The 217-nt window shown below is 42.4% G+C and carries 1 rRNA gene; it reads right to left on the bottom strand.

Going from position 1 to position 217, the window contains the following annotated elements:
• Window positions 1-68: ribosomal RNA gene (locus J1781_RS00005) — 16S ribosomal RNA — on the bottom strand; the annotation flags it as partial.
• Window positions 69-217: the final 149 nt, after the last annotated feature.

Here is a 217-nt window from a genome sequence, read left to right on the forward strand (position 1 = left end):
CGCTCGACTTGCATGTGTTAGGCCTGCCGCCAGCGTTCAATCTGAGCCATGATCAAACTCTTCAATTAAAAGTTCGATTTGCTTAAACACGTTAAGCGGTGCTCAGAGATTACTTCGTAATAATTCAACTAAATGAATTACTGCTTGGTCACTCTAAGACTTGATATTTTTTGCCACCGAAGTGGCTGATATCGTCTTGTGAGTGCCCACACAGATT

Source organism: Rahnella perminowiae, assembly GCF_019049695.1.
GTDB classification, from domain to species: domain Bacteria; phylum Pseudomonadota; class Gammaproteobacteria; order Enterobacterales; family Enterobacteriaceae; genus Rahnella; species Rahnella perminowiae.